Genomic DNA, 25470 nt, shown 5'->3' with positions numbered 1-25470 from the left:
GTCACTCCTCCGGCTGATCCGACGGTGCGGGCGGCGGCGTCCTCCGCCGCCGCAACTGCGGCTCAGCCGGCGGCTCAGCCGGCGCTGCAGCAGGGTCGGGCTGTGCTGCCGCAGGAACCACAGGCGAAGGCGGAGCTGCGGGAGGTGCCGCAGGGGCGGGAGGTGCCGCAGGGGCGGGCGGTGCCGCCGGTGCCGCAGCAGGCGGCGTGAATGCCGGCGGCGCGTACGATGCCGGCGGGGCGTACGATGCCGGCGGGGCGAACGGCGCCGGTCGCGCCCCCGGCGCCGGGGGCGCGAGGTTCGGCACGAATGGCGGCGGCGGCGGAGTCACGGACGGCGGACCTGCGTACGCGGGCGGCCCCACGGGCTGCGTCTCGGATGCGGCGGCCGCATGCTCGCTCCAGCGGTGGGTCGTGTCGCGCGATGCGGCCTCGGCGGCCGCCCGGCTGACGTCGTCGAGCAGCGCCAGGGCATCGGCGCGCTCGAGGCCGGAGAGGTAGCCGGTGATGGGTCCCGGAACCGAATGCACCTGCGCGCCCGAGACCCGCTGCGACCGGTCGATCGGCCCCTGACTGAGCGAGACGCCCTGCAGGCGCGCGAGCGGGAACACGGCGAGCTTGCGCCAGACGATGCCCCGACGCAGCAGCAGGCCGAACTCCTCGACGAGGTAGCCGTGGCGCTTCCAGGAGAAGGGACGCCGCCACCATGCGCGCCGCGGCATCGTGCGGTACGTGTCGCCTTCGACCGGGCCGACGACGCCCTGCTCCCAGAGTGAGTGGATGCTCTCGGCGGGAACGTCCGGCAGCACCAGCGCGAGCACGCGCTCGACGTCGGCGCGCTTGCCGACCGGCAGCACCACGTTGAACTGCTGTCCACTGCCGGAGGACTGCTGAGCGGCGCTCTTGCCGCTCATCCGGTTGATCTTGATCGTCCACCAGCCGAACGGGCGCCACAGCAGCGACTGCGTCACCTCGACGGCGAAGATGCGCCCAGGCGGGAGCGTCTCGGTCACGGTCGTGAGGAGCCCGTACGTGATGCGCACGCCGTCGGGGGTGGGGGCGATCGAGTAGCGCAACGACTTCGAGATCTGCGCCCAGGTGATACCGACCACGGCGATCACCAGCGGCACTCCCATGCCGAAGCCCAGCCCGAGCAGCACGACGCCGCCGTCGGTGTCGCCGTCGATAAGCAGGCCGATCAGCGCGCTGCCGAACGCGATCGCGAAGATCGCGCCGAAGAACACGACCCACAGCAGACCCGAGATCAACTGCGATCCGACGAGGCGCCCGGTCGGGATCTTGACGACGCTCTCGGGGACGACGTCGGCGAGGTCGACGCCCGCGAGGAGGTCGTTGACTCCGGCGTTCACCGATCCGACCAGCTGCGCACGCGCGGATCCCGGCGCGGTCGCAGCCGGGGCCGAGACGGAACCCGGGTTCAGCGCGGCGTTGCGGGCCGCTCTGGCGCCCGATGCCAGGCGCAGGATGTCCGACCTCACGGACTCGGCGCGCGACGTCGCGAGGTACTCGAGTTCGACGTTCGCATCGTTTCCGGCGCCCACGACCTCCAGCTTCGCGAGTCCGATGATGCGCGCCGGGAACGGACGGGTCAGGTTGACGCCCTGCACGCGATCGAGCGGAGCCCGGCGGTGCGAGCGGAAGATGAACCCCTTGCGCACCTCGACGTGGTCGCCGGTGATCCGGAACTGATGGAAGCGCCAGACGAACCAGAAGATCAGCACGAGAACGATGACGAGTCCCAGCACACTGAGCAGCGCGACGAGGATCAGGTTGTTGGAGAGCACCCAGTCGACGGGATCGCCGCCGGAGTAGTCACCGACGTGCGCCTCTTCCGGCGCGAAGAGCGCGACGGCCCAGGTGATGAGACGATCGCGCATGTTCGTGATCACGATGCCGGCGACGATGATCAGCACCAGCCCGCCCTTGAAGAGCGGCGTGAGCGGATGCATGCGGTGCCACTCGCCGTTGGCGAGGGTGGTCGACGAGTCGACGCCGGTCGCCCGCGTACTCGGGGCGGGCGGGAGCTGCGGCTCGCTCACAGGCCGGTCCGGCGGGTCTCGGCGACGTGGATGAGGGTGTCGCGCAGCGCCTCCGCCGCCTCCTGGGTGAGGCCGGGGATCTGCACGCCGGTCGTCGCGGCGGCCGTCACCATCTTGAGCTGCGCGATGCCGAAGCCGCGGTCGAGCGGGCCCTGGGTGATGTCCACCAGCTGCATACGGCCGTAGGGCACGGCGATCATGCGCTGCCAGAGGATGCCCTTGCGGAACACGATGTCGTCAGCGCGCAGCATGTAGCCGATCGCCTTCGCCTGCCGCGGGAGGATGATGAGCGCGATCACCGTGATGAGGAGGACGACTCCGGCGGGGATCCACACCCACTGCTGGTCCAGCACGAGGCTGAGCACGAGCGCCGCGGCGGCGACGATCACGAGGAAGATCACGTTCTGCACGATCTGCGACACCACGTAGCGCGGCGAGATCTGGTGCCACGCACCGTCGAGTTCCAGCCGGGCCTCGTTCCGAGCCGTCCGCAGCTCGGAGTACGTACCCTGATCGAGGGCGTCGAGGTCAGTGCCCTCCGCCGGGTTCAGGGGCGCGGTCTCTGGGTTCTGAGTCATCAGGATCCTTCGGCAGGGTGCAGAACTGTTCGGCGACGAGCGCGGCGATCGTGAGGACGATCGCGCTACCGATGAGGGCCAGCATGGCCACAGTCGACCCTACCTGTGGATCGACCGGCCGCGAGAGGAGGAACACCAGCAGCCCCGCTCCGAAGCCCGCCATGATGGCGCCGAGCAGGCTCGAGGCACGGGCGAGCGTCGCCGCTCTCAGCGCGCGGAACGGATCGATACGCACGCCCGAGCGCACGCTGCGGCGCACCGGCCAGGCGACGCCCAGGGAGGCAGCGGCGATGAGCAGAAGCAGCACCGGGAGCAGCAGCGACGGCGTGAACGTGACCCGGCCGGACGCCGTGAGCAGATGATCGAGCAGGAAACCACCACCGGCCGCGAGCAGTGCGAGCAGAAGCAGGAGCCCCGCAGAGGTGCGCCTCATAGTTCGCCCCGGCCGCGCAGATCGGCCGCGAGGTCGGCCACGCGCCCTCGTCCGAGAAGCTCCGCATCCGGGTCGACGTCGAGCCAGGGGTCGAGCACGAAGAGGCGTTCCGCGGCGCGCGGATGCGGCAGCTGCAGACGCGGTTCGTCCGAGACGACGTCCCCGTACGCGATGAGGTCGAGGTCGAGCGTGCGGTCGCCCCACCGCTCGCGGCGCTCCCGACCGTTCTCGTCCTCGATGGCGTGCAGCATCCCGAGCAGGATCTCCGGGGCGAGACGCGTGGTGACCAGCGCGACCGCGTTCACGTACCCCGGCGCCTCGGGATCCGGTCCGTCGAGGCGGAGTGCGACGGTCTCGAACAGGTCGGAGAGTCGCACATCGCTCACGAGCGGCAGGCGGGCGATCCGTTGCGCCGCGGCGCGGATCGTCTCGTGCCGGTCACCGAGGTTCGCGCCGAGGGCGACGACGGCCACGGTCTCCGGGCGTGCCGGGCGGGGGCCGGGCAGCTCGGGCGCTTTCGCGAGGTCCCGGCTCATATCGTGATGTCCTCGAGCGCCTGCGGCGGGCGGCTGCGGTTCACAGTGACCGCCACATCGGCGAAGTTCAGCGGGATCGGGGCGTGCGGCTTGTGCACGGTCACCGTCACGTTCTGCACCCGCTCGTCCTCCAGCGCCGCCGACGCGATGCGTTCCGCGAGCGTCTCGATCAGGTTCACTGGCTCGCCCGCGACGATCGCCGCCACCTTCTCGGCGAGCTCGCCGTAGTGCACGGTGTCGGTCACGTCGTCGGAGGCCGCGGCCTGATCCAGCGACAAGCGCAGGCGGAGGTCGATCGTGAAGTCCTGGCCCTCTTCCCGCTCGTGCGTGTAGACGCCGTGGCGGCCGAAGACGGTCAGACCGGTGAGGACGATCTCATCGAGGAAATCCATGACTCTAGCGTACGGGGGACCCACCCCCTCGGCTGGGTGGGGGTTCAGCCTGCCCAGGCGTGCGTGATCGCGAGCGCATCGCGGGTGCCGGCCACGTCGTGCACGCGCACCGCCCACGCCCCGGCGCGGGCCGCCAGGGCGCTGGTGACGGCCGTCGCGAGATCGCGGCGTGACTCGGAGACCTCGTCGTCCGCGCCGGCTTGCTGACGCAGCGCCTCCGCCAGGAAGCGCTTGCGCGAGGTGCCGATGAGCACGCGAGGACCCAGAGCGACGATCTCGTCGAGTCCGCGCAGCACGTCCCAGTTCTGCGCGCCGGCTTTCGCGAACCCGATACCCGGATCGAGGATCAGTCGCGACGGTGCGATCCCGGATGCGGCGGCTTCGCCCATGCGCTCCTGCAGCTCTCCCGCCACCTCGCGCGCGACGCGACGGTACTCGGCGTTCGCATACATGTCGGAGGAGAATCCGCGCCAGTGGCCGATCGCGTAGTCTGCCCCGGATTCCGCGACGGCTGCCCGCATGTCGGGGTCTGCAAGCCCTCCGGAGACGTCGTTCACGATGCGCGCGCCTGCCCGCACGGCTGCGGCGGCGGTGGCCGCATTGAGTGTGTCGATGCTGACGGGCACGCCCGCCGCGGCGAGCTGTTCGATCACCGGGATCACGCGCTGCTGCTCGATATCGGCACCGATGCGGTCGGCGCCGGGCCGGGTCGACTCGCCGCCGACATCGAGCACCGCGGCGCCTTCGGCCCGCAGGCGCAGACCGTGGGCGACCGCCCGATCGACGTCGAGGTAACGACCGCCGTCGCTGAAGGAGTCGGGGGTCACATTGACGATGCCCCAGATGCTCGTCATCAGCGCGTTGCTCCGGATCCCGCCGACGCGCCGATCAGCGTGATGAGCTCGGTCCTGGCGACGGCATCCGTGTACTCCCCGCGCGCCGCGATCGTGAGGGTGGACGCCTCACTCTGGCGTCCGCCGCGCATCGTGACGCAGCCGTGCGAGGCGTCGAGCACGACGAGCACTCCCCGGGTGTCGAGGTGCTCCGCGATCGTGTCGGCGATCTGCTCGCCGAGGCGTTCCTGCACCTGCGGACGGGCGGCGAGGATCTCGACCACGCGAACGAGCGCCCCGAGACCGACGACCTGCTCGCCCGGGAGATACGCGATGTGAGCGTGCCCAGCAAAGGGCAGCAGGTGGTGCTCGCACACCGAACGGAAGCGGATGTCCCGCAGCAGCACGGCCCCGGAAGGCAGGGTGTCGGGAGCGGGTCCGCGCGAGACGCTGATGGTGCGTGCGAGCGGTTCGGCGGGATCCTCCCCGACCCCCGCGAAGAACTCGGAGTACAGCTCGGCCATGCGCGACGGCGTCTGCTTCAGCCCCGGTCGATCAGGATCTTCGCCGATGGCCTCGAGCAGCTCGCGGGTGAGTCGCTCGACACGGTGCCTGTCGACGGTCACGTCACGCCGTCGCGGGTCGCGGGTTCCCGGCTCCCGCCGAGCCCTGCTGCGCGCGGGGTGCGGTGGCGGGTGCCTCGACGGATGCCGCGAGCGAGACGTCCTTCTTGGGCACCTCGATCGGGGGCCGCTCCGACACCGGACGGTCTTCACTCGACAGCCACAGCGGACGCTCCGGAAGCTTCTTCACCTCGGTGAAGATCTCGGCGATCTGGTTGTGGTCGAGGGTCTCCTCCTCGAGGAGCGCCAGGGCGAGCTTGTCGAGGATGTCGCGGTTCGCGCTGATGACCTCGTACGCCTCGTTGTGCGCCTGCTCGATGAGCGCGCGCACTTCGGCATCCACCCGCTCGGCGACGCGCTCGGAGTATTCGCGGCCACGGCCCATGTCACGACCGGCGAAGGGTTCGCCGCCCTCGCTGCCGAGCTTGACCGGTCCGACCTGTGTGGTCATGCCGTACTCGAGCACCATCTTGCGGGCGATCGACGTCGCCTTCTCGATGTCGTTCGATGCACCGGTGGTCGGGTCGTGGAAGATGATCTCCTCAGCGACGCGACCGCCCATGGCGTAGGTCAGTTGGTCCTGGAGCTCGTTGCGGGTGACCGAGTACTTGTCGTCCAGCGGCAGCACCATCGTGTATCCGAGGGCCTTGCCGCGGGGCAGGATCGTGATCTTGGTGACCGGGTCGGTGTAGTTCATCGCCGCCGCCGCGAGTGCGTGTCCGCCCTCGTGGTAGGCGGTGATCAGCTTCTCCTTGTCGCGCATCACGCGGGTGCGGCGCTGCGGTCCGGCGATCACACGGTCGATGGCCTCGTCGAGGGCGCGGTTGTCGACCAGCTGCGCGTTCGAGCGGGCGGTGAGCAGCGCGGCCTCGTTGAGGACGTTGGCCAGGTCGGCACCGGTGAACCCGGGGGTCTTGCGGGCGACGACTTCGAGGTCGACGTTCTTCGAGAGCGGCTTGCCCTTGCTGTGCACCTCGAGGATCCGCTGGCGGCCCTTGAGGTCGGGGGCGTCGACGCCGATCTGGCGGTCGAAGCGGCCAGGGCGCAGCAGTGCCGGGTCGAGGATGTCGGGGCGGTTGGTCGCGGCGATCACGATGACGTTCGCGTTCGGGTCGAAGCCGTCCATCTCGACCAGCATCTGGTTGAGGGTCTGCTCGCGCTCGTCGTTTCCGCCGCCCATGCCGGCACCGCGGTGGCGGCCGACGGCGTCGATCTCGTCGATGAAGATGATGGCGGGGGCGTTCTCCTTGGCCTGGCCGAAGAGGTCGCGCACACGGGAGGCACCGACACCGACGAACATCTCGACGAAGTCCGATCCCGAGATCGAGTAGAACGGGGCGCCTGCCTCGCCGGCGACGGCGCGGGCGAGGAGCGTCTTGCCGGTTCCGGGAGGGCCGTACAGGAGCACGCCCTTCGGGATGCGGGCGCCGATGGCCTGGAACTTCGCGGGATCCTGCAGGAACTCCTTGATCTCGTGGAGCTCTTCGATGGCCTCGTCGGCACCGGCGACGTCGGCGAAGGTGACGGTCGGCGTCTCCTTGTTGACGAGCTTGGCCTTGGACTTGCCGAACTGCATGACCTTGCCGCCGCCGCCCTGCATCGACGACAGCAGCCACCAGAACAGGAGGCCCAGCAGCACGAGCGGGAGGAGGAGCGAGAGGAAGCCGTCGAACCAGGTCGCACGCGGCACGGCGTCGTTGAAGCCGTCCTTCGGAGCGGCTTCGTTGATCGCGCTGACAACCTCGTCGGCGCGGGCGTCGACGTAGTAGAACTGCACGTTCTTGGAGCCCTCGAACGCCTTGGACAGCGTCATGTCGACGCGCTGGTCGCCGTCGGTGTTGACGACCTCGGTGACCGTGGTGCCGGAGAGGAGCTTGAGCCCCTCCTGCGTCGTGATCTGCTTGGGCGCACCCAGATTCGAGATCAGCAGGAAGCCGCCGAACAGCAGCAGGCCGATCAGCGCGACGTAGATCAGCGGATTCCGGGTGAGCTTCTTCACATCCATGATCGGATCAGCGTATCGCGCGCGCCCTAGGGGGTCGCTGTACGTTCACCCACGGCGTAGCGTGCCGCGCGTCAGGAGTAGACGTGGGGGGCGAGCACCGCGACGTCGCGCAGGTTGCGGTAGCGCTCGTCGTAGTCGAGGCCGTATCCGACGACGAAGTCGGTGGGGATGTCGAAGCCGACGTACTTGCAGTCGATGTGGACCTTCGCGGCCTCGGGCTTGCGCAGCAGGGCGAGCACCTCGATCGACTCGGCGCCGCGGGATCCGAAGTTCTCGAGTAGCCAGCTGAGGGTCAGACCCGAGTCGATGATGTCCTCGACGATCAGGACGTGCTTGCCGTTGAGGTCGGTGTCGAGGTCTTTGCGGATCTGCACCACACCGCTCGACTTGGTGCTGGCGCCGTAGCTCGAGACCGCCATCCAGTCCATCGGGGCGTGGAACGGCAGAGCGCGGGCGAAGTCGGCCATGACCATGACGGCCCCCTTGAGCACGCCGACGAGGACCAGGTCCTTGCCCTCGTAGTCCTGGGCGACCTGCGTCGCCAGCTCATCGAGCTTGGCGAGGATCTCCTCCTCTGTGACGAGGATCTGAGCAAGGTCGTCCTGGATCTCCGCGGCGCGCATGGATCGATTTTAGGTGACGGAACCGGGTGCTCCGGTTCAGGGTTCTCCGTTGCGATCAGGAATGGATCTCGTCGTTGTCGCCGCGGGTGGTCTTCGGGCTGAGCACGCCGATCTCGATGGTCTCGTACTTGCCCTCCTCGGAGCGCACCCACGTTACCTCGACATACCAGTCGTCCTTACCGTAGGCGTCTGCGGTACGCCGCCCTTCCGAGGTCTCACGTGCATCAGTGTGCTCCCACCCATCTGCGAGCAGCTGGGTGGCGATCGCCTTCGCGGCCTCTTCAGAAGCCCCGTCGCGCTGAACCGGCTCAACATAGGTGTCAACCTGCCACCAGACAGAGTCCTCGGCAGACGGTTCGGCAGATACCGGGTTCTGGAGCATCCGCCCTCGGGACTCCACATCGGGCGTCGTCGACGGCGCAAGGTCCGCCGGGATCATCCCCACGATCTCCTCCGCCAGCACTTCCGCCTGCACCTGATACTCATCAAGGCGACTCTCGGCCGTCATCGCACACCCTCCCACGATGCATGCCGCAGCAAGCACCGCCAACGCACCCCAGAGACGCCTCATGCGTCAGGACGACAGCTCGTCGCTGTCGACGCGCACCATCTCCGGGCTCACCATGAGGACGCGCTGGCTCCCTGTTCGGCCTCGGTCAAGAGGAGATGTCATCATGGTCTCCGCGCACCGTCGTGGGGCTGACAACCGAGATGTCGAACCGTTCGACCCTGCCTGGTTCAGACTTCACCCACGCGATCTCCACGTACCAATCGTCCTGTCGGAAGCCGTCCGTGATCGTGCGGCCTTCGCCTGTCTCGCGGACGCGCTCCACCGTCCAACCATCCGACTTCATGGCCTCCGTGACGGCGGCAATCGCCTCAGCCGCTGCCCCCTCCCACTCCACAAGGCTGACGTAGGCCCGAGCCTGCCACCAGGCGGGATCGCCCGGACGTTTCTCGGCGGTGACACCGTTCTGCGGCGCCTGCCCCCGCGACTCCAGCTCAGTATCGAGCGCCGGCTCCAGGTGAACGGGGATGAGCTCGACGACACTCATCGCGAGCGTCTCACTCTCCGCCTTGTACTCGTCGAGTCGACTCTCCGGTGTCGGTGGCACCGCGCATCCTCCCAGAATCAGCACGCAGACGAGCGCGATCATCATTCCCGTCAGTCTTCGCACCATTCGGCTCAGGAATGGATCTCGTCGTGATCGCCACGGATCGTGTCAGGGCTCACCACGAGGACCCTCAAGCTCTCGATCGTTTTCGGAGTAGAGCGTACCCATGCGACACGCACATACCATCCGTCCCGTCGGTACTCATCCGTCTTGTAGACCGGATCCGGGGAGCCCGACTCTTCAGCCTTCTTCCATCCGTCGTCAACGAGCGCGGTTTCGATTGCTGTGGCCGCGGTCTCGGACGCCGCAGGCTCGTCGAGCATGACCACCGAGGTCTTCACTTCCCACCAGGCGGGCGTTTGAGGGGTGTCTCCCATGCTCTGCGCCAGCCGCCCGGCGGAGGCACTATCCGGGGCTTCATCCGCAATCACTGCTGCGGGAATGGACTCCACGACCTGCTGCGAGATCGCCTCGCCTTCAGCTCGAAACTCATCCAACCGACTGTCAGCCGACACGGCACACCCTCCGATCAAGCCCACCGACGCGAGCAGTGCAACGATTCCCCACCATCTCCGCATCAGTCGATCCTCACATAGTGCGGCTCATAGTCCGAAGCATCGATCCCATCGATCGCAATGCTGGAGTATCCACCCGTGACGTACTCATTCGGAGCCCAACTGATCGCCTCGCCGCCGGTGATGACCTCGACGATGTTGTGAAACGCGGTCGACCGCGGATTGAGCACGGAGCTGTGACTCTCAATCCCATTCGGGAAGCCGTAGTCCTCGAGGTCGGCGCTATCGGGATCTGCATGGTCGATCCATCCAGTCTCCAGACGCGTAACGTCGTCGGCCAACAACGGGGACTGGCCGTGGATCGCATACCAATCGTCGTGATCACCCTGAATCATCCCCACCACGGCGTCGTTCCTAGCCATCATCGAGTAGTGCGGAACGCCGGATGTGTACGGGAAATCTTCGACGCCGGCCACCCCAGCCCCCATGCCGGCCGCAGAGACGTAGAGAATACGGTCGGCCTTCAAACCGGCCTGCTCCGCCAACCCCACGGTCGCGCCGCCGTAGCTGTGTCCCATAACGGTGAGAGTGGAATAGGCCGGGCGTTCGATGCCCGCGACGAAATCGACCAGCTTCGGAGCGAGATCATGGGAGTACGAAGCATCCGTGGGGCCGGGGACTTCCAGCTGCGGAAAGCTACCGCCAGCCCATTGGAACACTGCGCTCCCCGGGCCGTTCGCATCGATAGCCGCGGAATAGAGACTTGCTCCGGTTCCGTGACCGAATTCACTGATTGTGGTCGTCGTTCCCGGCACGGAGACCGCCACGTTCTGCACCCAGACCGGGATGTCGCCGGTGACGGGGTCGATTGCTCCGTGATAGGTCGCAATGGCATTCGCATCAGCATTGAAGACGACGACCTGAGCTCCACTGTGCTTGTGTTCGCGGCCGGACTCGTCGTACCAGACTGGCTGCTCATCGAGCAGATTCTTCCACGCACCGATCGGCTCCCGCAGCTCGGCGATCTCGTCGCTCAGGCTCTTCCGTCGCTGGGCGCTCCAGTGGTTCCGCGCCGTCATCCCGTCGAGCTTCTCCTGGAGCCGGGCGATCTCCGCTTCCCGCCGCGCGATCTCGGCGCGCATGTTTGTGTGGTTCGCGGTGACCCGGTCACGGATCGGGATGCCGTTGAGGTTCCCGAGGATCATCGGTGATGCGGCAAGCAGCGCATCCCGCGTCGCCTGATCCATCGTGTTCCACGTCTCACGGATGATGTCCGGATCCCCGAGACCGGCCAGGGACTCGGCCGTGATCGCATTGACGTTCCCCGCCCACGCGAGACTGGCTGCCGCGAACCCCGCACCGCCGACCTTCCCGCCCTGCGTGACGGCGGAGATGAGCGGTACGGCGGCGATCGCGTTCACGGCACGCTGGTCGATCGCAGTGCGCTCCTCCGCCAGCGCGTTGTACGACGCCCGCGCCGTGTAATAGTCGTCGATCGCGTCCTGCCAGCGACGCAGGTAGCTCGGGTCGTCGACGTACATCCACGACGGCAGCACAGCGTCCCACGGCAGCGCCCACCCGGTGACGAACTCGCTCGCCGCGCTCAACGCCTCGGCCCGACGCACGAAGATGTGGTCGTACGCATTCTGCGCGCCCCGCAGCCGACGGGCAGCCTCGCTCTTCAGCCCCTCCAGGTCGGTCACATACGCCGACACCGCGGTCGAGATGCCGTCCAGTCCCTCAGCCGCCTCGCCCATGCGCTGCGACAGGAGCACGACTCGCGCACCGAGTGCATCCGCCGCGGACGCCGTCATCGACGTGATGCTCGCCAGCGCCGCATCCGCATCACCCTTGCGCTCTCGCGACGACGCCGCCCGCGTGGAGAACGTGGTCGCGTACCCGCTCACGGCGCCCGCATCTCCGCGAGCCGGATCGTCGATCAGGCCTGGCAGACTCATTGCGCCGCCTGCTGCGCGAGCGCCTCGTCGTTGGCGGTGAAGGTCGATGCAACGGATGCCGCATCGGTCGCAGAGTTGGTCGCCGTCTGCGCGAGGGCCGACAGGATCTGCGTTACCAGCGACTCGGCCTCGCCCAGCGCACCTTCGACCGAAGACGACCCGGTGCCTCCGAACGACAGGCACGACGTGATGATCGGCGCGGCCCCCGCAGTGAGCCGTGCCTGCACTGCATCGAGCGCTTCTTTCTGAACATCGAGATCGGTCACCGATGCCCCTTTCCCCCCGGACGCGTCTACCCTACGTCACGTGTCCGACGCTGCCGATGGGCAGATCTCCCCATGCCCACCGCATCCGCACTACTGTGAGCGGTGATGTGGGCGGACGCCCCGGACGGAAGGATTCACCATGGCTCTTGACGACATCCTCAAGCAGGTTCCGATCGACGACATCGCCGAGAAACTGGGTGTCTCGCGAGACGAGGCGAAGGTTGCTGTCGAGCAGGGCGGCGCCGTGCTGCTGGGCGGGCTCGCGAAGAACGCAGAGACCGACGAGGGCTCCGCGGCCATCCAGAACGCGCTGAAGAAGCACGAGGGCACGGCCGGCGCTTCGAAGGTCGACGACATCGATCAGGCCGACGGCGACAAGATCGTCGCGCACATCCTCGGCTCCAAGAAGACGGAGGTCACGAAGGAGCTCACCGAGTCGAAGGCTACTCCCGGCATCGACTTCGGCAAGCTCCTCCCGATCCTCGCCCCCATCGTGATGGGCCTCATCGCGAACGCGACGAAGGACAAGACCGCGAAGGCGGATGCCGGAGCCGAGAGCTCGGGCGGCATCGGCGACGTCATCGGCGGGATCCTCGGCGGCGGCAACAGTGGCGGTTCGGCCGGCGGAGGCGGAATCGGCGACGTGATCGGGGGACTGCTCGGCGGTGGCAAGAGCGGCGGCTCCGGCGGAGACATCGACCTCGGCGGCATCCTCGGCGGACTCTTCGGCGGCAAGAAGTAGTCACACCCGGCACTTCCGGTCGCGAGGCGAAGGCGCTTCGGCGGAGGGTCCTCAGCGACCGGATGCGGTGAAGACGATGCGGCCGCCCTGGCGCACAGCCGCGCACCCGGGCAGATCGATCGGCCCCTGACCGCGCCAATCGGTGACGAGCCGCGCGACCTCGATGGTCTGCGTCCTCGTGAGGCTCACCCCGAACTCGCTGTCGACGACCAGGCGGATGATGCGGTTGCGCAGTGCTGCGGGGTTGGCGGCGAGCGCGGCGACGCTCACCGAGATCCCCGCCTCCGCATGCTCGACGATGTCCTCGATCGTCTCGTGGATCATCTCGTCGAAGGCCTCGGCGTCCTCCCGCAGCTGCTCCGCGGTGCGGACGAGCGCCTCGGCGATGCCCGGACCGAGCTCGGCCTCGAGCACCGGCAGCACGCGCTCCCGCACCCGCACCCGCGCGTAACGGTCGTCGAAGTTGTGCGGGTCGTCCCACACCTCGAGATCGGATGCCACGCAGAACGCCCGCGTCGTCTCCCGCCGCACGCCGAGCAGCGGACGGACCCAGCGGAGCCCGTCGTCGTCTTCCCGCGAGGGCGCCATACCCTGCAGGCTGGTGGCGCCCGAGCCGCGGGCGAGTCCGAGGAGCACGGTCTCGGCCTGGTCGTCGAGGGTGTGGCCGAGCAGAACGGCAGCGGCGCGGACATCCGCCGCCGCGTCACGGAGCACACGGTACCGCGCGTCGCGCGCTGCGGCCTCAGGTCCGCCTTCGCCATCCACCTGCACGCGCACGATCAGCGGGTCGAGTCCGAGCGCCGCTGCCGCCTGTGCCGCCGTCGACGCGACCTCGGCGGAGTCATCCTGCAGGCCGTGGTCGACGGTCAGTGATGCCGCACGGAGACCCAGCTTCGACGCTTCGAAGGCCGTCGCCGCGGCGAGCGCGAGAGAATCGGCGCCCCCGGAGAGCGCGACGATCACGGTCGAACCTTCGGGAAGGTCGACGAGCGCGGTGCGCACGGCCAGGCGGATCTCGGCGATGGCGGGAGAGAGTGATGGCACGGTTCCACGGTAGGGCACGGTCGCACCCCATGCGGGCGGCACGACCACGGGTCTATCCTGACGCCGTGAACGATCACCCGCGCACTCAGCCTTTCCGGACCGAACGCTTCAAGGCGTTCGTCGATGCCGTGGTCGCGATCGCCATGACGCTGCTCATCCTTCCCCTCATGGAGTCGGTGTCCGAGGCCGCATCCGACCATAAGAGCACAGCCGAGTTCTTCGACGAGCACTCGGGTCAGCTGCTGAGCTTCGGGCTGAGTTTCCTCCTGATCGCGACGTTCTGGATGGGACACCACCGCCAGTACCGTGACGTGGAGTTCGTCACCGGTCCCCTGCTGTGGATCAACGTCGCGTGGATGGCGACGATCGTGTGGCTCCCGGTTCCGACCGCGATGATCGGGCAGATGGACACCGACCCGCTCCAGGCCGTGGTCTACATCGGCACGCTGATCATGACGCAGGTGACCACCCTCGCCGGATGGCTCTACCTGGCGCGCCATCGCGAGCTCGGCGCCGTGTCGACCGAGACCATCCGCCTGGGGGCCATCGGCGATGTCGCCGCGATCGTCCTGTTCGCCGCCGCACTCGCGATCGCCGTCGCGGCTTCGCCGAACGGATACACGGGGCTGTTCCTGCTGCTCCTGAGCGACCCGATGAGCCGTCTGCTGAATCGTCTCCTCCGAAAGCGCCGGAGCGAGCCGCAGGTAGGCTAGTCCGCGGCATCCAACCGAACTTTTCCTGAGGAGCACACGCATGGGCGCACACGACGCCGTCATCGAGATCCCGCGCGGCAGCCGCGTGAAGTACGAGGTCGACCACGAGACCGGACGAGTGCACCTCGACCGCGTGCTCTACACGACCTTCGGCTACCCCGCCGACTACGGCTACTTCGACAACACGCTCGGCGAGGACGGCGACCCGCTCGACGTGCTCGTGCTCCTCGACCACGCCATCTACCCGGGCGTCGTCGTCGAGGTGCGTCCCGTCGCCGTGCTGAAGATGAGCGATGAGGCCGGCGGGGACGACAAGCTCGTCGCCGTGCTGTCGAAGGACCCGCGCTGGGCACACATCCAGGACATCGACGACATCGCCGACTACACGAAGAAGGAGATCTCGCACTTCTTCGAGCACTACAAGGACCTCGAGCCCAACAAGTGGGTCAAGGTCGACGAGTGGGGGAACGCCGCCGAGGCGCAGCGCATCCTCGACGAGGCGATCGTCCGTTTCGGCGAGCAGGGTCACTGACTCGCTGAGTCGCCAGACACGAAAGACCCCCGGGCCGCAGAAGCGGCCCGGGGGTCTTTTCGGTTTCGGTGGGCCTGCGATCAGGCGGAGACGCCGTGCCGGGCCAGGAACTGCACCGGGTTGATGGCGTTGCCGCGATCGTAGACCTCGAAGTGCAGGTGGCATCCGAACGAGCGACCCGTGTTGCCGGCGTAGGCGATGACCTGCCCGGAGCGGACCCACTGGCCGGACCTGACGATGATGCCGCCGTTGCGGATGTGTGCGTAGCCGGTGCCGATCCCGCCGCCGTGCTGGATACGGATGTAGTTGCCGTAGCCGCCGTTGTAGCCCGCGTAGTCGACGGTGCCGGACTGCGCGGCGTAGATCGCGGCGCCACAGCCGTTCGCGAAGTCGGTGCCGTAGTGGAAGCTCGAGGAGCAGCCCTGCGGACCGCACTGCTGCGAACGCGGACCGTAGCCCGAGCTCTTGCCCCCACCGTGCGGACGGCACCAGCCGCCGCTGCCCTGGGATCCTCCACCGCCTCCGCCGCCACCGCCTCCGCCGCCGTTACCGGCGGCAGCCGCTGCGGCCTCGCGGGCCTCGCGTTCCTTGCGCTTCTTCTCCTCGAGGGCGACGCCGGCCTTGTAGCCTTCGACGGTCTTCGCCGTCGCGTCCTTCAGCGCTGCGAGCTGCGCCTGCATGGTGGCGAGGTTGGCGGACTGCTCGTCGAGCGCGGCCTGAGCGGCGTCGGCAGCCTGCTGTGCCACGACCATCTTCTCTTCGGCGATCTTCTGCAGCCGATCGCGCTCGTCGCGGGCGACCACGGCCTGGTCGCTCATCGACTGCGCGGAGTTCCGGGCGGCGACGGCATCGTCGTACACCGACTGGTTGTACTCGAAGAGCTTGTCCATCGTGCCGAGCCGCGCGAGCAACTCGTCTGCGTTGTCGGCAGAACCGGTGAAGAGGAGTTCGAGAGAGGTGTCGTCACCGCCGTTGCGGTACAGCTGCGCGGCGACCTGCCCGGCCTTCTTCGCGGACTCGTCGGCCTTCGCCGACTGCTCGTCGGCCTTCGCCTGCAGGGAATCGGCTTCGGTGGCTGCAGCGAAGTACTTCTGCTGCGCGTCGTAGAACTCGTCTGCGGTGGCCTTCGCGACTGCCTGCGTCTCGGCGACCTTCTGGGTCAGCGACTGGATGAGTCCCTCGATGCGGGTGACCTCGGCGGCCTTGGCGGCTTCGCTGTTCTTCGCGCGCTGCACGTCGTCCCAGCTCGGGTACGAGGCGGCATAGGCGGCGGAGACCCCGTTCGAGATGCCGAAGGCGCTGAGCGCCACGACGCTGAGCACGCCGAGACCGAGTGCACCACGGCGGCTGAGGCCGTCTTTGCTGAACGCACGGCGTTCGGTCGGGCTGGGCGCGCAGCCGCAATCATCTGAAGCCGCGGCAACCGCAGCGTCCAGAGTGTTCTGGTCGTCGTTCACACGGCCCCTTCCGCCGGTTTCACAAATGCCACACTAACAACAACCGTCACATCTGCACCAGGCCGAGCATGCGGTCGCCAGCGCACGCCTGACGGGTCCATCGTCCTCCTGAAACACGCCCGGGGGAAGGCGCCGCGCCCTCGATTCGCGATTTGCCCAGAACATCCCTTATGCTTGAGCGTCGGCAAGGAAGTCCCCCGGGACTGACTCGGCCCCATCGTTTAGCGGCCTAGGACGCCGCCCTTTCACGGCGGTAGCACGGGTTCGAATCCCGTTGGGGTCACACCTTCCGATACAATTGAAAACAAGTATGGCCCTGTAGCGCAGTTGGTTAGCGTGCCGCCCTGTCACGGCGGAGGTCGCGGGTTCAAGTCCCGTCAGGGTCGCTCCGTGCGTTGAGCTCTTTCTTCGGAGAGGGCTCTTCGTCTAGGACGCGACAGGTTCGCCGGTCGCGCGGCTCTGTAGCTCAGTTGGTAGAGCGTTCGACTGAAAATCGAGAGGTCACGGGATCGACGCCCGTCGGAGCCACACGAGTGATCATTACAATCACTCCAGAAACCCTCGCCTAGCTTCTACATGGCGGGGGTTTTGCCTTTCCCAGCTAGGCTTCGGTCATCATGGATGACTCCGCCCGACCTGCGCCCGAGCGACAGACCGGGATGAACAGCCGCCGGATCGAGCTCACGATGCGACGCCCGCGGTTCACGCTCTATGCGGGGATCAAGCCGACTCTCGTCATCGGCGAGCGTGGGCAGCCCACGCAGTGGGGTCGAGGTACGTGGCAGGTTCCGTCCGACCAGCCGGTCGCCATCGGCGTCTTCCTCTTCAACCGCGTGTGGCGCTTCGGCCGAGCGGAGGCCACCCTCGATCCGGAGGATGGCGCCGCGTGGGAGTACCGGGCGCCGATGCTGCCATTCCTGCCCGGGCGCCTCGGCCACAGCCGCGGCTGACCGGGCCGCCCGATCGCCCTACAGCTCCTCCAGCGCTTTCTGGGCGCGCGTGACGGCGCCCGCCGCAGCCTCCGACTGCTGCCTCGCATCGGACTGTCGGTCCTTCGCCTGCTGCAGGTCCTTATCCACGCGCTCCGCCTCCGCGCGGGTGCGCGCGAGCTGAGCCTCGAGCTCGGCCACGCCCTTGGCGAGCTCCGCCGCCCTGGTCTGCAGATCCTGCAGAGCCGCGTCTTGCTTGGCGAGCGCGCGCTCCGCAGCCTTGCGCTCCTTCTCCGCGCTCGCAAGCAGGCGCTGCGCGTCGCGGCGGAGGCGTCGCGCCTGCAGCTCATCCGGCGGCCGCTGCGGCACCGACTCCAGCTCCGGGATCTCCCCCACCACGGCATCCCGGATGTCGTCGGATGACGCCGAGGCCTCGATCGCCCGCATCAGCCGCCCGGAGGCGACGGCGCCCGCCGCTGCGGGGTCGAAGAAGGCGGCCGAGATGCTGCCCTCCACTGCCTCCCGTGTCGCAGACGTGATCTTCTCACCACGGGATCCCGCCAACTCGGCCGCCATCTCCGCGAGGCGTCTCGTGAGCGCACGGCGCTCCCTGCCGAGCTTCGCCAGCGCCGGCGCATCCAGGTCCTCCTGCGCTTCGCGAAGCTCTGCGGCCAGTTGCAGCGCCTCCCCCAGCTGCCCGGCGCGCTCCTGGGCGAACAGGTTCACCACCCAGGCGGCGACCGACGGCTTTCGCAACGCGCGGATACGTGCCGCGAGCACGCGGTCCTCGACACTCTCCGCGTGGGTCTTTCGCGACGATACGAACGACTCCGGCGGACCGGCGTACAGGGCTGCGGCGATCTCTTCGAACGTCGGGCCAGCCATGCGCCCACGATACGCCGTGCGCCGTCCGGCGGGGCTGCGGGAGGGCCGCCGCTACTCGATGGCCAGGTGGTCCGCCCAATCGGCGCTGATCAGGGTGCGTCCGCCGAACGTGCCGTTTCCGAGGCCCGGATACAGGTAGAGCTGCCCGGACGCGGTGCGAGCGAGCAGGTCGGCATGACCGTCGCCGTTGTAGTCGACCCCTCCGGTCAGTGCGGTGAACTCACCCCATCCGGATCCGACCACGCGCATCGCGCGGAAACCTCCGGGCACTCCCGAATAGAAACGGAGGGCGCCGTCGGTGGCCACGGCGATGATGTCGCCGCTGCCGTCGTTGTCGAAGTCACCGCCGACGAGGAAGTGGAACCCCTGCCACCCTCCGCCGAGGGAGATCTGCGGTCCGCCGAAGGCACCGGCGCCGTTTCCCCGGTAGATCGTCAGAAGACCGGTCGCGGAGACGCCGATCACGTCCTGCTTGCCGTCCCCGGTGTAGTCGGCACCCGAGGTCACATGCAGCAGCCCGTACCAGTTTTTACCGATGCCGACGGCCCTCGCGAATCCCCCTGCGCCATTGCCGGCGTAGAACTCCAGATCACCATCGGATCTGGTCACGAGGATGTCGGCCTTGCCGTCGTTGTTGAAGTCCGCATGGGTGATGTGTCTGCGGGATCCGCCCCAACTGCTGAAGACGGTCTTAGCCGCCCCGAAGCCGCCGCTACCCGTGCCCGCACGCAGCCGCAGGTCACCGTTCCCCGAGACCGTCAGCAGATCGGCCTTCTTGTCGCCGGAGTAGTCGGCAGAAGCGACGCCCGGCGCCTGTCCGGAACCGAGCCCGGGGAAGTACAGCGGGAGAACGCCGCCGCGGGCGACGTTCGACAGGCAGGTGAACCCGTTGTTGATCGCGGTGTACACCGCACCGTTCAGCCGCACCTCGAAGTGCAGGTGGTACGCGGGAGAGTTCCCGGTGTTGCCGACGACACCGATCTGCTGCCCGCGGGCGACCCGGGTGCCAGGCGCGTACATGCCGGGCGAGGCCATGTGTGCATACCGCGTGACGTAACCGCCGGGATGCTCGACATCGGTGTAGTTGCCGTAGCCGCTGTTGGCGGTGCGGGACTTGATCACTCCGCCGTAGGAGGCCACAATCGGCGTGCCACCCCCGCCGCCGATGTCGATGCCGTCGTGCGCACGGTAGTTTCCTCGACAGCCGTCGCCGACCTTCGATTGGATGTTGCCCGAGGACGGATACACCATCTGATCGTTGACGGCAGCAGTCGCGGAGGTAGTCGCCGACAGGGACGGTGCCACTGCTCCGATCACGACCGCGAGCACGGTGGCGATCCCGATGCGGGCGAGGCGCACGCGGGACGGTCGCTTCATCTCGAAGTTCTCTCTTGCTCGGCGGCCCCAAGGACGTGATGCCCTCCGCCGTCACCGTACCAGGGCTGCGCGATCCTTCCGCGAACGCCGCCGAGGAACCGGCGGATCCGTCTTCACCCACGGTGCACCGTGCAGCTGCCCGCTGAAACCGCACACCCAACATTCGGCCTCCGCAACTAGGCTGGGAGGCACGCCCCGCCCTGCCGGACCTCCGCCGGGTCACGGTCGTGGCGTGAGCCCAGACGACCTCCTCCTCCGGTCGCACGATCCCGTCCATCGGGATGGAGCCGCAGCTCCGCCGTGTGGCCACGCCAGAAAGGCATGAACCTCATGAGCGAATCCTCCGGAACCGCCGACCGCGACGGCGAGCGCTCGCCGGACTTCTTCGACCAGCTGATCGAGACCCCGCCCCGTGACCAGCAGGGCGCGTTCACCGTGGGCTTCCGCGGCTACGACAAGGGAGAGGTCGACGCCGCGCTCGCGGCCCTTCGCAACCAGCTCAAGCAGGCCGCCGCCGACGTCGCCGAGGCGCAGGCCCGCGAAGAGGAAGCCGTCGAAGCGGTGCGCGAAGAGGAGCGCAAAGCCCGCGAAGCTCTCGAGAGCGAGCTGACGGCGGCGAACGCAAAGGCATCCGATGCCGAGCAGCAGGTCGCGACTCTCACCTCCGAACTCGTCGACGCACCGCAGCCCGACGGCGAAGAGGCTCCGTCGCGCCAGCAGTTCGAGGCGATCCTGCGAGTCGCCGAGGAGCAGGCGAACGTGCTCATCCAGAACGCCGCCGTGCAGGCCGACCGTCTGATGACCTCCGCCCGCGAGGAGGTGACCGCGCAGCGTGCCGAGGCCGAGGCCGACGCCGAGCGGATCACCGCCCAGGCGCAGCGCGACGCCGACCAGGTGCGCCTGAAGATGGACACCGAGTACACGGCACACGAGGCCCGCATCGAACGCGAAGCCGCCCATGCCGCAGAAAAGGTCAACCAGGCCGCTCAGGAGGCCACCGCGATCCGTACCGAGGCCGAGAAGGGCGCAGCAGCCCTGCGCTCCCTCGTCACCCGCGAGACCACTCAGCTGCGCGCCGACGCCGAGCGCGACGTCCGCGACATGAACGCCCGCGTGCTGGAGTTCGAGGAGACGCTCACCCGCCGCCAGGACGACGCGCAGCAGGAGTTCCTCGTGCTGCACAACCAGGCCGTGGCGCACGCCGAGCGGATCACCAACGACGCGAACGAGCAGGTCTCGGCATCGCTCGAGCACGCCCAGCGCATCTCCGCTCGGGCCGAGGACTACGAGCGCCTGACCCGCTCGCAGGCACAGGCCATCGAAGCCGAAGCCCAGGTCCGTGCCCGCGAGACCCTCGAACGTGCCCGCGCGAAGGCCCAGAAGATCGTCGACTCGGTCACCGGGCACACCACCGCGGTGTTGCACGACGCCGAGGACCGCACCCGTCAGCTCCGGTGGCAGCAGCAGCAGCTGTCGAGCTTCATGGCCGAGGTCAAGGAGCTCATCCGACCCGACGGCATCTTCTCCGACGACTCCCTGCCCACGGAGATCACCGGAGCGGATGCCCCTGCCGCCCCGACCCCCGCGGAGGCTGCCGCAGACGAGACGCCGGAGGATACCTTCCTCGGCGATGAGGTTCTCGAAGACGAACTCGACGACGACCGCCCGCTCGAGAAGATCACGATCGACGTCGTGGAGACCAAGAAGAAGTCTTCCAAGTAGACGCACGAACGACAGAGGCGCGAGCAGGATTCCTGCTCGCGCCTCTGTCGTTGCCGGACTGATCAGGCCCGGTGATGTCTGAGGGCTACGGCCGCCCGAACTGCGCCACTGCAGGGCAGTCGAAGGGGTCTGCGCCGGCGGAGAGTCCGACACGGTTCAGGTACTCGATCACGATCATGTACGAGCGGCCGAGGCTGGTCTCCGTGTACGGCACGTCGTTCGCCGCGCAGTAGTCACGCACGATCTCGCGCGCCTTCGCCAGGTGCGGTCGCGGCATGCTCGGGAAGAGGTGGTGCTCCACCTGGTAGTTGAGGCCGCCCATGAGCCAGGTCGTCCACCATCCACCGCTGATGTTGCGGGAGGTGCGGACCTGCTTGGTGAAGAAGTCGAGACGGGCACCGGGCTCGATGATCGGCATGCCCTTGTGGTTCGGTGCGAATGCGGCTCCCATGTAGACGCCGAAGACGGCCATCTGCACGCCCATGAAGGCGAATGCCATACCGAGCGGAAGCATCATGAACACGGGAACGAGGATGAGGGCGAATCGCAGCGTGATGATGCTGAGCTCGGTCCAGCGACCCTTCACGTTCTTCGTGGTGAGGAGGTACTTCAGGCCGAGGAAGTGGAGGTTCAGTCCCTCCAGCGTGAGCAGCGGGAAGAAGAGCCAGCCCTGCTTGCGGGTGATCAGCTTGATCAGGCCCTTCGCCTTCGCGGCGTCCTCTTCGAGGAACGAGATCGTGTCGACCTCGATGTCGGGGTCCTTGCCGACCTGGTTCGGGTTTCCGTGGTGCTTGGTGTGCTTCGAGTCCCACCACGAGTAGCTCATGCCGATGCTGGCGATGACGATGCGGGCGAGCTTGAAGTTCGCCGGCCCTGTGGTGAGGATCTGACGGTGCGCGGCCTCATGTCCGAGGAACGCGATCTGCGTCAGGACGATGCCGAGTCCCGCGGCGATGAGCAGCTGGAACCAGCTGTCGCCGAGCAGGATGAAGCCCGTGATGAGGCCACCGAGGGCGACGGCGAGCCCGGCGGCGACGAAGACATAGAACCACTGCGTGCGGCCGAGAAGTCCCGTCTCCTTGACGACCTGGGACACCTGCTTGTATGCCTTGGCCATCGGGGGGAAGTCCGCGTTGCCGGAGTACGTCTGACGAATCGGACCCAGCGTTGCCGCGGTCGGTTCGATCTGTGTGATGGAGATGATCTTCTCCTGACGATCGGAGCCCTTGAGCTGTGGAAGCCCAAGGCAGTTGCCTAACGCTTACCTCACAGTAGCCCTGCCCGCATGCGCCTTCGGGAATACATCCGCACCCCTTGACGGACCGCTTTCAGTGTGCGTGAAGCCCTTGATTTCAGGCGCGAGCGCGGCGCGTCTTGCGCCGCCATGCCCGCGGAAGGATCGGGGCGAAGGCGGATCCATTCCGCGTGGGCGCGTGCGCGTCCTCGAGTGCGCGGAACGCATCCTCGAGGGCCTCGAAGGCACCGAGATCGGCACCGTGGTTGTCGCGTACGAGGTGCGTGGTGCCGTCGAACTCGACGAAGCCGGCGAATTCGCCGGCACGCGTCGCGACGTGCACATCGGTGTCGGCCTGCTTCCAGGTCAACGGATCTGATGGGGGAAAGGTGGTCGTGCTCATGGTGATGCTCATTGCTGTGTGGCGGACACGCGTCGGCGCTCCGCAAGATGTGAGATCGAGGCGGATACCGCACGCATCGATGTGCGCGGTCCTTTACGGCCCTGATCAATGGTGACGTGGCGGCCGAGAGGGGCGAAGCACACACGTTGCACGATCAGCATAGCAGACCATCCTCCGGCCTCGAAACTGCCCGTGTCGCGGTCAATTCGCCGGGGGCTCCCCGCCGCCTCCCGGTCCTCCCTCGCCACCCCCGGGCGCGGCGCCGGCAGTGGGTGTCGTCGTCGTGTCGACGCCGACCACCAGGGAGGCGGCGTAGCCCGCCGAAACGCTCCCGCTGACCGTCGCGACCTGGAGGGCACCGGAGTCGTCACCGAACACGTCGTCGCTCGCGAGCGTGATCTGCGCGAGGTTCCGTGCAGATCCGTCGTACGCCGACTCGGCGTATACGGCCGAGCAGGCCGCCTGCGGAAGGGCCAGCTGCGACGTGGCGATCGCCGTCGTCGAGTCGGTGATCGACGCGACGTCCGGGTAGATCTCGAAGTGGATGTGCGGCCAGCGGCCGGAGTAACAGCCGGGGAAGACGGAGGTGAACGACACCGTGCCGTCGGCGTCGGCCACCTGCACACCACGCAGGTACGTGACGTCTTCCAGGCCGGAGGAGTACATCGAGTATTCGCCCTGAGCAGTGCAGTGCCACGCGTAGACCGCAACCCCGGCGAAGGGAACGCCCCCGTTCGCGAGATCGAGGATCTGCAGCTCGAAGACGAGCGGCACACCGTCGGCGGTCGCTGCTCCGTCGATCGAGGAGCGGATGTCCTGCCGGACGATACCCGAGTCCTCGAGCACGTCGGGGCCGTTCGACCCGTCGCCCGGATAGGGCCCCGCCGTCTCATCGGGGATCTCGGTCACGCTCGCCGAGCCCGCATCGGCGCCGGAGGAAGTGGTCGGAGTGGGCGTGCTCGACGCGCCGCCAGACGCCGCCGGTGCGCAGGCCGCGAGCACGACGGCCCCCAGGCCGACACCGGCGAGCCCCAGGACGCCGCGCCTGCTCATCAGCGTGCGGATGTCGAATGCGGCGCCCCGGTCGACGACCTCTTCATCGACGCGGTCGAGCAGTCGCCCCTCGTATGCGGGGCCGTCGGGGGTCTGGGTGGGTTCGGGAATGCTCATTATCTGGCTCCTCTCGGGCGGACCGGTGATGGTGCGTCACCATGGTCCCCGAGCACCTGATCAGAGCCCTTTGCTCGGCCTATGCCTTGTCTATGTGCTCCCGCACCACCGGCGGACGGACCACGAGCACCACGACGATGCCGACGAGGATCAGCGCGGTGAGCGTCACCGGGATCGGGAGCACGGGGTCGAGCAGCACCAGCAATGCGCCCAGAGGGACGACCGTGTTCACGACCCGGTCCGCGTTCTCTCGAATCGCGATCCACCAGATGCCGATGAGGAAGATCGCGATCGGGATCGTGACGGTGAAGGAGGCAGCGACATTGGACAGATGGCTCTCCCCCGTGAGCACATCGATCTCGACTTCGATCCCCGCGGAGAAGGCCGCGGCGGCCGCGAAGACGAAGTAGTGGGTGTAGCCGTAGCGGAGTGAACGACGGAAGGTCGTGATCGCGCGGTGATGCGGCGGCCAGAAGTAGATCCACCAGAGGCATGCAGTCACCACGAGGGTGAGTACCGCGATCGCGATCAGCGGGCCGAGGGATTCGACCTCGTCGAGCGCATCGATGATGGCGTTGGCCGACGCGAGCAGACTCTCGCCGAGAACGATCAGCGTGAACAGGCCGTACCTCTCGGTGATGTGATGCGGGTGCCACGGCGTCTGTCGGCGGTGTTCGGCGAACACCGGGACGCCGATCTCTACGAGCGCGAACATCACGAAGGCGGTCAGCTGCAGAGGTCCGGACGGGATGAGGAGGAAGAGGATCCACAGCACCTGCACCGCAGCGATGCCGAAGGCGTACCGTCGCGTCGCCGAACGCAGCGGCCCAGCAGAACGCGAGGCACGGAGCCACTGCGCGACCATCGCGACGCGCATCACGACGTAGCCGAGCACCGGGACCGTGAAGTCCCCCTCGACGAACGCGCCGGGGATACCGGCGGCGAGTACCAGGACTCCCCCCATCTGGACGAACGTCGTCACGCGGTAGAGCCAGTCATCGGTGTCGAACGAGGTGGCGAACCACGTGAAGTTCATCCACGCCCACCAGATAGCGAAGAACACCATTGCGTACGAGGTGACGCCGTGCAGGAAGTCCCCGTGACCGAGTGCGTGATGCAGCTGAGCGGAGGCGATGCTCACCGCCACGACGAACACCAGGTCGAAGAACAGCTCGAGGGTGCTCGCGGTGCGATGCGGCTGCGAGGGATCGCGGGGCGCCATCGTGCGCAGACGGAAGCGCGAGGCAGAGGAGTCGGCGTTCACCGCCACAGGATAGCGCTCGCACGACGCCCGTTCGGCGGCAGATTCGTCCATTCGTGAGAATT

Annotated in this window: 27 protein-coding genes and 3 tRNA genes; 8 read left to right on the top strand and 22 right to left on the bottom strand. The window is 67.8% G+C overall.

Features of this window, described 5'->3' with window-relative positions:
- Position 1: 1 nt before the first annotated feature.
- The 14 genes from OC372_RS11870 to OC372_RS11805 all read right to left on the bottom strand — a co-directional run bounded on the left by OC372_RS11870 (position 2) and on the right by OC372_RS11805 (position 11936).
- The gene (locus OC372_RS11870) at positions 2 to 2059 is read right to left on the bottom strand and encodes a PH domain-containing protein (RefSeq protein WP_262002176.1); all 2058 of its coding nucleotides are present in this window, start codon (positions 2057 to 2059) and stop codon (positions 2 to 4) included.
- A complete protein-coding gene (locus OC372_RS11865) occupies positions 2056 to 2637 on the bottom strand; it encodes a PH domain-containing protein (RefSeq protein WP_029262837.1) in 582 nt (193 codons plus the stop codon). Before OC372_RS11865 ends, OC372_RS11870 begins: the two co-directional genes overlap by 4 nt.
- The gene (locus OC372_RS11860; protein WP_029262838.1) at positions 2588 to 3070 is read right to left on the bottom strand and encodes a DUF3180 domain-containing protein; all 483 of its coding nucleotides are present in this window, start codon (positions 3068 to 3070) and stop codon (positions 2588 to 2590) included. The genes OC372_RS11865 and OC372_RS11860 overlap by 50 nt, the downstream gene beginning before the upstream one ends.
- Positions 3067 to 3606, bottom strand: coding sequence for a 2-amino-4-hydroxy-6-hydroxymethyldihydropteridine diphosphokinase (gene folK, locus OC372_RS11855; protein WP_262002175.1), 540 nt, complete (start codon positions 3604 to 3606; stop codon positions 3067 to 3069). The genes OC372_RS11860 and folK overlap by 4 nt, the downstream gene beginning before the upstream one ends.
- A complete protein-coding gene (gene folB, locus OC372_RS11850) occupies positions 3603 to 3998 on the bottom strand; it encodes a dihydroneopterin aldolase (protein ID WP_029262840.1) in 396 nt (131 codons plus the stop codon). The genes folK and folB overlap by 4 nt, the downstream gene beginning before the upstream one ends.
- Before the next feature lie 44 nt (positions 3999 to 4042).
- Positions 4043 to 4852 (bottom strand): dihydropteroate synthase, encoded by an 810-nt coding sequence (gene folP, locus OC372_RS11845; RefSeq protein WP_262002174.1) that lies wholly within the window; start codon positions 4850 to 4852, stop codon positions 4043 to 4045.
- Positions 4852 to 5457: a GTP cyclohydrolase I gene (gene folE / locus OC372_RS11840; protein WP_105711034.1), complete on the bottom strand. Its 606-nt coding sequence runs from the start codon at positions 5455 to 5457 to the stop codon at positions 4852 to 4854. Before folE ends, folP begins: the two co-directional genes overlap by 1 nt.
- 1 nt (position 5458) lies before the next feature.
- The gene (gene ftsH / locus OC372_RS11835) at positions 5459 to 7459 is read right to left on the bottom strand and encodes an ATP-dependent zinc metalloprotease FtsH (RefSeq protein WP_262002173.1); all 2001 of its coding nucleotides are present in this window, start codon (positions 7457 to 7459) and stop codon (positions 5459 to 5461) included.
- Between the two features lie 71 nt (positions 7460 to 7530).
- Positions 7531 to 8082 (bottom strand): hypoxanthine phosphoribosyltransferase, encoded by a 552-nt coding sequence (gene hpt, locus OC372_RS11830; protein WP_029262844.1) that lies wholly within the window; start codon positions 8080 to 8082, stop codon positions 7531 to 7533.
- Positions 8083 to 8137: 55 nt separating this feature from the next.
- Entirely contained in the window at positions 8138 to 8590 is a 453-nt protein-coding gene (locus tag OC372_RS11825) for a hypothetical protein (protein WP_262002172.1), read from the bottom strand.
- Between the two features lie 148 nt (positions 8591 to 8738).
- Complete coding sequence (locus OC372_RS11820; RefSeq protein ID WP_262002171.1) at positions 8739 to 9242, bottom strand: hypothetical protein; 504 nt, start codon at positions 9240 to 9242, stop codon at positions 8739 to 8741.
- 26 nt (positions 9243 to 9268) lie between these two features.
- Positions 9269 to 9712: a hypothetical protein gene (locus OC372_RS11815; RefSeq protein WP_136025628.1), complete on the bottom strand. Its 444-nt coding sequence runs from the start codon at positions 9710 to 9712 to the stop codon at positions 9269 to 9271.
- Between the two features lie 62 nt (positions 9713 to 9774).
- A complete protein-coding gene (locus OC372_RS11810) occupies positions 9775 to 11670 on the bottom strand; it encodes an alpha/beta hydrolase (protein WP_262002170.1) in 1896 nt (631 codons plus the stop codon).
- Positions 11667 to 11936 carry a hypothetical protein gene (locus tag OC372_RS11805; RefSeq protein ID WP_262002169.1) on the bottom strand — a complete coding sequence of 90 codons (270 nt, stop codon included), beginning with the start codon at positions 11934 to 11936 and terminating at the stop codon, positions 11667 to 11669. The genes OC372_RS11810 and OC372_RS11805 overlap by 4 nt, the downstream gene beginning before the upstream one ends.
- A gap of 139 nt (positions 11937 to 12075) precedes the next feature.
- Here OC372_RS11805 and OC372_RS11800 point away from each other — a divergent pair, with 139 nt between their 5' ends.
- Positions 12076 to 12678: a DUF937 domain-containing protein gene (locus OC372_RS11800; protein WP_262002168.1), complete on the top strand. Its 603-nt coding sequence runs from the start codon at positions 12076 to 12078 to the stop codon at positions 12676 to 12678.
- A gap of 51 nt (positions 12679 to 12729) precedes the next feature.
- Here the strand turns inward: OC372_RS11800 and tilS are convergent, their stop codons facing one another.
- On the bottom strand, positions 12730 to 13722 hold the full coding sequence (gene tilS, locus OC372_RS11795; RefSeq protein WP_262002167.1) for a tRNA lysidine(34) synthetase TilS: 993 nt from the start codon (positions 13720 to 13722) through the stop codon (positions 12730 to 12732).
- Positions 13723 to 13787: 65 nt separating this feature from the next.
- Here tilS and OC372_RS11790 point away from each other — a divergent pair, with 65 nt between their 5' ends.
- Together OC372_RS11790 and OC372_RS11785 are read left to right on the top strand one after the other, a co-directional pair.
- Complete coding sequence (locus tag OC372_RS11790; protein WP_262002166.1) at positions 13788 to 14435, top strand: TMEM175 family protein; 648 nt, start codon at positions 13788 to 13790, stop codon at positions 14433 to 14435.
- 40 nt (positions 14436 to 14475) lie between these two features.
- The gene (locus OC372_RS11785; protein ID WP_046014122.1) at positions 14476 to 14967 is read left to right on the top strand and encodes an inorganic diphosphatase; all 492 of its coding nucleotides are present in this window, start codon (positions 14476 to 14478) and stop codon (positions 14965 to 14967) included.
- 80 nt (positions 14968 to 15047) lie between these two features.
- On the opposite strand, the gene OC372_RS11780 is transcribed toward OC372_RS11785, so the two are convergent.
- Positions 15048 to 16424, bottom strand: a complete 1377-nt coding sequence (locus OC372_RS11780) for a M23 family metallopeptidase (RefSeq protein ID WP_262002165.1) — start codon at positions 16422 to 16424, stop codon at positions 15048 to 15050.
- Positions 16425 to 16634: 210 nt separating this feature from the next.
- On the opposite strand from OC372_RS11780, the gene OC372_RS11775 reads away from it, so the two are divergent.
- The 4 genes from OC372_RS11775 to OC372_RS11760 all read left to right on the top strand — a co-directional run bounded on the left by OC372_RS11775 (position 16635) and on the right by OC372_RS11760 (position 17374).
- Positions 16635 to 16707: transfer RNA gene (locus OC372_RS11775), tRNA-Glu, on the top strand.
- 29 nt (positions 16708 to 16736) lie between these two features.
- A tRNA-Asp gene (locus tag OC372_RS11770) sits at positions 16737 to 16810 on the top strand.
- Between the two features lie 69 nt (positions 16811 to 16879).
- Positions 16880 to 16952, top strand: a tRNA-Phe gene (locus OC372_RS11765).
- 89 nt (positions 16953 to 17041) lie between these two features.
- Positions 17042 to 17374, top strand: a complete 333-nt coding sequence (locus OC372_RS11760) for a hypothetical protein (protein ID WP_262002164.1) — start codon at positions 17042 to 17044, stop codon at positions 17372 to 17374.
- A gap of 18 nt (positions 17375 to 17392) precedes the next feature.
- Here OC372_RS11760 and OC372_RS11755 read toward each other — a convergent pair whose 3' ends face one another.
- Positions 17393 to 18238: a transposase gene (locus OC372_RS11755; RefSeq protein ID WP_262002163.1), complete on the bottom strand. Its 846-nt coding sequence runs from the start codon at positions 18236 to 18238 to the stop codon at positions 17393 to 17395.
- Positions 18239 to 18289: 51 nt separating this feature from the next.
- On the bottom strand, positions 18290 to 19615 hold the full coding sequence (locus OC372_RS11750; protein WP_105711024.1) for a VCBS repeat domain-containing M23 family metallopeptidase: 1326 nt from the start codon (positions 19613 to 19615) through the stop codon (positions 18290 to 18292).
- Between the two features lie 330 nt (positions 19616 to 19945).
- Between OC372_RS11750 and OC372_RS11745 the strand changes: the two genes are divergently transcribed.
- Complete coding sequence (locus tag OC372_RS11745; protein WP_262002162.1) at positions 19946 to 21337, top strand: cell division initiation protein; 1392 nt, start codon at positions 19946 to 19948, stop codon at positions 21335 to 21337.
- A gap of 85 nt (positions 21338 to 21422) precedes the next feature.
- Here OC372_RS11745 and OC372_RS11740 read toward each other — a convergent pair whose 3' ends face one another.
- The 4 genes from OC372_RS11740 to OC372_RS11725 all read right to left on the bottom strand — a co-directional run bounded on the left by OC372_RS11740 (position 21423) and on the right by OC372_RS11725 (position 25366).
- Entirely contained in the window at positions 21423 to 22541 is a 1119-nt protein-coding gene (locus OC372_RS11740; protein ID WP_315985399.1) for an acyl-CoA desaturase, read from the bottom strand.
- A 148-nt stretch (positions 22542 to 22689) separates the two neighbouring features.
- Entirely contained in the window at positions 22690 to 22974 is a 285-nt protein-coding gene (locus OC372_RS11735; RefSeq protein WP_262002160.1) for a hypothetical protein, read from the bottom strand.
- A 201-nt stretch (positions 22975 to 23175) separates the two neighbouring features.
- Positions 23176 to 24144, bottom strand: coding sequence for an intradiol ring-cleavage dioxygenase (locus OC372_RS11730; protein WP_262002159.1), 969 nt, complete (start codon positions 24142 to 24144; stop codon positions 23176 to 23178).
- 79 nt (positions 24145 to 24223) lie between these two features.
- Positions 24224 to 25366, bottom strand: a complete 1143-nt coding sequence (locus tag OC372_RS11725) for a low temperature requirement protein A (protein ID WP_262002346.1) — start codon at positions 25364 to 25366, stop codon at positions 24224 to 24226.
- Positions 25367 to 25470: the final 104 nt, after the last annotated feature.

Origin of the sequence: Microbacterium sp. Mcb102, from assembly GCF_024519805.1 — a bacterium.
Taxonomy (GTDB): Bacteria; Actinomycetota; Actinomycetes; order Actinomycetales; family Microbacteriaceae; genus Microbacterium.
The sequence above is the reverse complement of the archived record's forward strand: the minus strand, read 5'-3'. Positions and strand labels throughout refer to the sequence as shown.